Below are 6,739 nucleotides of genomic sequence, written 5' to 3' on the forward strand. Positions count from 1 at the left end.
TCATCCCTAGATTTAAAGGAGAATAATCCTATGAAAATAGTAAAGCTAGAAAAAGGTATTTCCTTAAAACGACCACTGGAAGCTGGAAATGAAGAACAGTTAAAGGTTGTACGTCAAGTATTGAAAGATGTTCGTGCACAAGGTGATGCTGCCATACGTTTTTATACAGAAAAATGGGATGGTTTTGCCCCTGACTATTTACGCGTCACGAAGGAAGAGTTAGAAGAGGGCGCTAATACAATTGATCAACAGCTTTATGCTGATTTAACAGAAGCTGCTCAAAACATTCGCCTTTATCACGAGCAGCAAAAACGTTCAGGTTATCGCTTGGAACTTACAGATGGTTCATGGCTTGGACAACGAATTACTGCTCTCGATGCAGTAGGTCTTTATGTTCCTGGTGGTACAGCAGCATACCCTTCTTCGGTCTTGATGAACGTTATCCCTGCACAAGTTGCTGGTGTCCAGCGCATTGTTATAACATCACCAGCAGGTCGCGATGGAAAATTACCTCCAGGTGTGCTTGCTGCAGCGCATATTTTAGGAGTAGAAGAAATATACAAAATCGGTGGAGCTCAGGCGATTGCAGCTCTTGCGTATGGTACAGAGACAATTTCTCCAGTTGATAAAATTACGGGCCCAGGAAATATTTTTGTAGCATTAGCAAAACGTGAAGTGTTTGGTGAGGTAGCAATTGACATGATTGCAGGCCCAAGTGAAATTGCCGTGTTAGCAGATGACACAGCATTTGCTGATGAAATCGCGGCCGATCTTTTATCACAAGCTGAACACGATAAATTAGCTTGTGCCATTTTAGTAACGACTTCTGAACAATTGGCTATAAAAGTAGCTGATGAAGTGGAGAAGCAATTAACGATTTTACCGCGTGAAGAGGTAGCACGTGCATCTATAGAAAACTTCGGTGTCATTTATGTGGCTGAAACAATGGTAGATGCCGTAGATGCCATTAATTCGCTAGCGCCTGAGCATTTAGAAATTATCACAAAAAATGCTGAGGCTGTAGCTGAGCAAGTACGACATGCAGGGGGTATTTTCATTGGCCGTTATAGCTCTGAACCAGTTGGTGATTACTTTGCAGGGACAAATCATGTGCTGCCAACGAATAGTACTGCACGCTTTGCAAGCGGCTTAAACGTCGATGATTTTGTGAAAAAATCGAGCGTCGTCTTTTATAGTGAAAAAACTTGGGCAGAAAACGCACCGAAAATTGCACGTCTAGCACGTATGGAAGGCTTAGAGGGTCATGCGCGTGCAGTGGAATCGCGTGGTTGGGAAAAGGGGTAATACAATGACTGAAAAGAAACGATATGCAAAAGTTGAACGTACAACAAATGAAACTCAAATTTCTGTAGCTATCGATTTAGATGGTGAAGGGAAGGCAAATATTAAAACGGGTGTTGGCTTTATGGATCACATGCTTGACCTATTTATTAAACATGGGCTTTTTGATGGGACGATAGAAGCGAATGGTGATACATATATAGACGATCATCATACAACAGAAGATCTAGGAATTGTATTAGGCCAAGCTATTCGTGAAGCGCTCGGAGATAAAAAAGGAATAAAGCGTTACGGCACAGCATTTGTGCCAATGGATGATGCACTTGCACAGGTCGTTGTAGATTGCTCGAATCGTCCACACTTAGAATATCGTGTGCCACAGTTGAAGGAAAAGGTCGGTAGCTTCGATACTGAATTAGTACATGAATTTTTGTGGAAGTTTGCACTTGAGGCACGGATGAATGTTCATGTGATCGTACCTTATGGCCATAATACACATCATATTATCGAAGCTATTTTTAAAGCGTTAGCACGTGCCATTGACGCAGCAGTGGAAATTGATCCACGTGTTAAAGGTGTACCATCGACTAAGGGGCTGTTAACGTGAAAATTGGTGTTATTGATTATGGAATGGGAAATTTATTTAGCGTTGAACAAGCATTAAAACGACTTGGCTGTGAGGTTGTTGTGACGGCTAACGAGACAGTGCTAGATGCAACAGATGCACTGTTACTTCCTGGTGTTGGAGCGTTTCCAGATGCCATTAAACGTTTAGCTGAAACGAATTTAGATCAATATTTACACAAGGTGAAAGCAGAAAATCGACCACTTCTCGGAATATGCTTAGGCATGCAATTGTTATTTGAGCAAAGTGAAGAAGTGTCCCCGACGAAGGGGCTGGGCTTTTTTAAAGGAAGCATTAAACGATTTACTGGTGATAAAGCTGCACAGAAGTATCGAGTGCCGCATATGGGATGGAATGAGCTCGTAGTGACAAAGCATACTTCTTGGGTAAATGGTGAAGTAACGGCAAAGCATGTTTATTTTGTGCACTCATTTTATGCAACTGATATCGATGAAACGGAGCTTGTCGCTTATGCGGATTATCATGGTATTAAAGTTCCTGGCATTGTGGCAAATGGCTCTATTACGGGCATGCAGTTCCATCCTGAAAAGTCAGGTGAACTAGGTGTGCATTTATTAGAGCAATGGTTGAAGGGGGTGGCATCATGTTAACAAAGCGCATTATTCCATGTCTTGATGTGAAAGAGGGACGTGTTGTAAAAGGTGTACAGTTTGTGTCATTACGTGATGCGGGTGACCCAGTTGAACTTGCTAAGTTTTATGATGAGCAAGGGGCAGATGAGCTTGTGTTTCTAGATATTTCGGCATCACATGAAGGACGTGAAACAATGGTGGATGTCGTACGACAAACTGCAGCTACATTAGCCATTCCATTCACAGTAGGTGGTGGAATTCGAACGTTAGATGATATGAAACGAATTTTACGTGCAGGTGCCGATAAAGTATCAGTGAATACTTCTGCTTTAGAGCGTCCAGAGCTTATTAAAGAAGGTTCTGACTTTTTTGGCGCACAATGTATTGTTGTAGCTATTGATGCCCGCTATAGCGAAGAAGATGCCACGTGGATGGTTTATACGCATGGGGGCCGAAACAAAACAACATGGCGAGCAACTGAATGGGCGAAGGAAGCGGTTCGCTTAGGTGCAGGTGAAATTTTATTAACGAGTATGAATCAGGACGGTGAGAAATCCGGTTTTGATTTAGCGTTAACAAAAGCTGTGAGAGAGGCTGTGACAGTTCCTGTTATTGCAAGCGGCGGTGCAGGGAATGCCGAACATTTTTACGAGGTATTAGCTGAAGGTATCGATGCAGATGCAGCACTCGCAGCATCCATCTTCCATTATAAAGAAACGAGCGTAGCACAAGTAAAAGAATACTTACGTGAAAAAGGAGTGACAGTGAGATGATTGACAGCATTAAATTTGATGAAAAAGGTCTTGTCACTGCGGTTGTACAAGATGCTAATACAAAAGAAGTACTAACTGTAGCGTATATGAATAAAGAATCTCTAGAAAAAACGCTTGAATCGGGAGAAACATGGTTCTTCTCACGTTCACGTCAAGAGCTCTGGCACAAAGGGGCAACGAGTGGTCATACGCAAAAAGTTGTATCTATCAAGGCGGACTGTGATGGTGACGCATTAATTGTGGAAGTAATTCCTGCTGGACCGGCTTGTCATAATGGAACAACTTCTTGCTTTACGGAGATTATTCAGCACAATGCCAAGGTCGGATCTGTTGAGATTATTTCTAAACTCGTAAAGGTCATTGAAAAGCGTGAGCAAGAAATGCCAGAAGGGACGTATACTACATATTTGTTCGATAAAGGAATCGATAAAATTTGTAAAAAAGTTGGAGAAGAAGCAACTGAAGTTGTCATAGGTGCAAAAAATCGCGATGCAGAAGAAGTGAAGTGGGAGGCCGCCGATTTAATTTATCACTTACTAGTATTACTGCAAGAGCAAAAAGTAAGTATTTATGACGTGTTACATGTGTTAGAAAAACGTCACGAGGAGAAATAACGGCATATTGCTTATTGTATGTTATAATAGAAGTTACTGTGTAAAGGAACGTATAATACGTTCCTTATTTCTTGTTTCGGAGGAAATATTTTGGAAAAGAAACGTCAAAAAGAGAATCAAACGAATATAGTGTCGTTCATTCCAACCGGCGACTATTATTATAAAAAATCAATTCAAGCAATGAATAGCGGACAAATGAATAAAGCCTATAAATATTTACAGCGAGCAGTTGATTTAAGCCCTGATGATCCGATGATTTTATTACAATTAGCGATAATAGAGTTAGAGGGTCAACGTTTCGAGGAAGCGTATGATCTACTTCGTCGTGCCTATCAAATAGATAAAGACAATCCAGAAATTATTTTTTACATGGCAGAGGTTTCAGGATGTATCGGCATCCTACATGATGCTAAGCGCTTTGCAGAGCAATATTTACAAATAGAGCCAGAAGGTGCCTATGCAGATGAAGCTGCTGAAATATTAGAGTTTGTTGATTTTGAGCAGGATGATTTTGAGGAGCTTGAAGGTTCAGCTGAAGATTTATATCGGCAAGAACAGGCGAGACGTTGTATGGAAAAGGGAGATTTCCCTGAAGCTATTAAAATGCTAGAAGACTTAATTGAAGATAGACCAGATTTTTGGTCAGCTTATAATAACTTAGCCCTTGCCTATTTTTATGTAGGTGAAGCAGAACAAGCGAAAGCTCTGCTAAACACTGTATTACGTGAAAATAAAGGGAATTTACATGCACTATGTAATTTAACGGTTATCGCATACTATGAAAAAAATGAAGAAGATTTAAAGGATCTTTTAGAAATACTTGTGAAAATTCAACCATACTTATGGGAACATCGCTACAAGCTGGGTGCAACATTAGCGCTCGTTGGACAATATGATTTAGCATTTAAATGGTTGCGTAGCATGCAGAAAAGAGGCTATGTAGGCGATGCTGGCTTTTACTTTTGGTTATCACATGCCGCTTATTTCTCAGGACATGAAGAAATTTCAAAGAGTACATGGGAGCAGCTACTTGAGCTAGATCCCGATAAAGAAGGCTTTGAACCTTGGCGTCAAGAAGAAAACGATTATTCACTTGATGCATTAGAACATGACCGTGATTATATTGTAGAAAAGCTAGAGAGCGAATATACAAGTGAACGGATATTTGGTTTGTTTTTATTAAGCTGTACAGCACATAAACAGGAAATTATTGCGCATCCAAAATGGATAGATGTTGACCAATTTAATGCGTATGAAAAGCTATTCCTCGCCTATGCATTAGGACATCAATTTGATATGAAAAACAAAGTAGAGGCTAGCTTTATACGAGCAGTTAGTGTGCCAGAAATTTTACTAGAACAGTATGAAAAGTTAACGACATTAATTGCACCAATGTTCCAAATGTGGTTTGTACTTTGTGAGCAAGCATTGATGAACAATTATCGTTTTACAAATCCAGCAGCTATTGCAGGAGCAAATGATTATTTATTTCGTTCTTCCCGAATGCTTAAAGTTACAAAAAAAGAAATCGCTCAACAATACGGAGTGTCAGTGTCAACTTTATCGAAGTATATTGAAGAGATTTTAATGTTTTTACCAGACACTCATAATTAGACGTGAGCAACATAGTTGAATAACTTTTTACTTTCACATACGATGAACATACTAACATTATTATAAAAAAGTAAAAAATCTGTTTAGGGGGAAGTATTTATGTCAGAAGAAAAAATTTATGATGTAGTAATAATTGGTGCAGGTCCTGCTGGGATGACTGCTGCTGTTTACACATCACGTGCCAACCTTTCAACTTTAATGATTGAACGTGGGATCCCTGGCGGACAAATGGCAAATACAGAAGAAGTAGAAAACTATCCTGGGTTTGATACAATACTAGGGCCTGAGCTATCTACAAAAATGTTCGATCATGCTAAGAAATTCGGTGCAGAGTATGCATATGGCGACGTAACTGAAATTATTGATGGTGAGGAATATAAAACAATAAAATCAGGTACTAAAGAATATAAAACGCGAGCAATTATTCTTTCTACAGGTGCCGAGTATAAAAAAATGGGCGTGCCTGGCGAAAAAGAACTTGGAGGCCGTGGTGTCAGCTACTGTGCAGTATGTGATGGTGCATTCTTCAAGCAAAAAAATCTTGTTGTCGTAGGTGGCGGGGATTCTGCTGTTGAAGAAGGCGTTTATTTAACTCGCTTCGCTGATAAAGTAACAATTGTGCACCGACGTGATAAATTACGTGCACAAAAAATTCTCCAAGATCGTGCCTTTGCTAATGAAAAAATTGATTTTATTTGGAATGCAACAGTGAAAGAAATTAATGAGGCTAACGGTAAAGTTGGAAGTGTAACATTACAATCAACTGTAGATGGTACAGAATCTGATTTTGCTACTGATGGCGTATTCGTATACATTGGTATGCTTCCGTTAACAAAACCATTTGAGTCTCTAGGTATTTTAAATGATGCTGGTTATATTTTGACAAATGATAATATGGAAACGACAGTACCAGGTATTTTCGCCGCTGGAGATGTACGTGAAAAATCACTTCGTCAAATCGTTACAGCGACAGGGGACGGAAGTATTGCAGCACAAGCAGTACAGCACTATGTGGAAGAATTATTAGAAAAAATTAATGCTTAAAATGGATCATTGATAAGGGCAGTCTCCTCCCAAAATGGGTGTGTAGTCAAGTGAATATTTTAGTAGAATGCCCAAGATCAGGTTCATCACCAAAAGTTGTGGATGACTTTTGTTAAAACGTCTACTATGTAAATAGTTGATTGGAGTGGAGACTGGGCGACTCCTCGGGGATCA

At 39.9% G+C, this 6,739-nt stretch carries 7 protein-coding genes; all 7 read left to right on the plus strand.

The features are described 5' to 3' along the window. Positions 1 to 30 precede the first annotated feature (30 nt). The 7 genes from hisD to trxB all read left to right on the plus strand — a co-directional run bounded on the left by hisD (position 31) and on the right by trxB (position 6,565). A complete protein-coding gene (hisD, locus tag ACIQZA_RS24990; RefSeq protein WP_402884530.1) occupies positions 31 to 1,305 on the plus strand; it encodes a histidinol dehydrogenase in 1,275 nt (424 codons plus the stop codon). Between the two features lie 4 nt (positions 1,306 to 1,309). Beyond that, on the plus strand, positions 1,310 to 1,909 hold the full coding sequence (gene hisB, locus ACIQZA_RS24995) for an imidazoleglycerol-phosphate dehydratase HisB (RefSeq protein ID WP_100544051.1): 600 nt from the start codon (positions 1,310 to 1,312) through the stop codon (positions 1,907 to 1,909). Next, on the plus strand, positions 1,906 to 2,538 hold the full coding sequence (hisH, locus tag ACIQZA_RS25000; protein WP_402884532.1) for an imidazole glycerol phosphate synthase subunit HisH: 633 nt from the start codon (positions 1,906 to 1,908) through the stop codon (positions 2,536 to 2,538). Before hisB ends, hisH begins: the two co-directional genes overlap by 4 nt. Further along, complete coding sequence (gene hisF / locus ACIQZA_RS25005) at positions 2,532 to 3,293, plus strand: imidazole glycerol phosphate synthase subunit HisF (protein WP_402884533.1); 762 nt, start codon at positions 2,532 to 2,534, stop codon at positions 3,291 to 3,293. Before hisH ends, hisF begins: the two co-directional genes overlap by 7 nt. Then, a complete protein-coding gene (gene hisIE, locus ACIQZA_RS25010; RefSeq protein WP_402884535.1) occupies positions 3,290 to 3,907 on the plus strand; it encodes a bifunctional phosphoribosyl-AMP cyclohydrolase/phosphoribosyl-ATP diphosphatase HisIE in 618 nt (205 codons plus the stop codon). The genes hisF and hisIE overlap by 4 nt, the downstream gene beginning before the upstream one ends. 90 nt (positions 3,908 to 3,997) lie before the next feature. After that, on the plus strand, positions 3,998 to 5,521 hold the full coding sequence (locus ACIQZA_RS25015) for a tetratricopeptide repeat protein (protein ID WP_142509280.1): 1,524 nt from the start codon (positions 3,998 to 4,000) through the stop codon (positions 5,519 to 5,521). 99 nt (positions 5,522 to 5,620) lie between these two features. Continuing rightward, complete coding sequence (gene trxB / locus ACIQZA_RS25020) at positions 5,621 to 6,565, plus strand: thioredoxin-disulfide reductase (RefSeq protein WP_402884537.1); 945 nt, start codon at positions 5,621 to 5,623, stop codon at positions 6,563 to 6,565. Positions 6,566 to 6,739: the final 174 nt, after the last annotated feature.

The organism is Lysinibacillus sp. NPDC096382 (assembly GCF_044762845.1).
Lineage (GTDB): Bacteria > Bacillota > Bacilli > Bacillales_A > Planococcaceae > Lysinibacillus.

Bases quoted from the DNA above. Each gene is read 5' to 3' on its own strand.
- hisB (WP_100544051.1), top strand. From the start codon at position 1,310: ATGACTGAAAAGAAACGATATGCAAAAGTTGAACGTACAACAAATGAA.
- trxB (WP_402884537.1), top strand. From the start codon at position 5,621: ATGTCAGAAGAAAAAATTTATGATGTAGTAATAATTGGTGCAGGTCCT.
- hisIE (WP_402884535.1), top strand. From the start codon at position 3,290: ATGATTGACAGCATTAAATTTGATGAAAAAGGTCTTGTCACTGCGGTT.
- hisD (WP_402884530.1), top strand. From the start codon at position 31: ATGAAAATAGTAAAGCTAGAAAAAGGTATTTCCTTAAAACGACCACTG.
- hisF (WP_402884533.1), top strand. From the start codon at position 2,532: ATGTTAACAAAGCGCATTATTCCATGTCTTGATGTGAAAGAGGGACGT.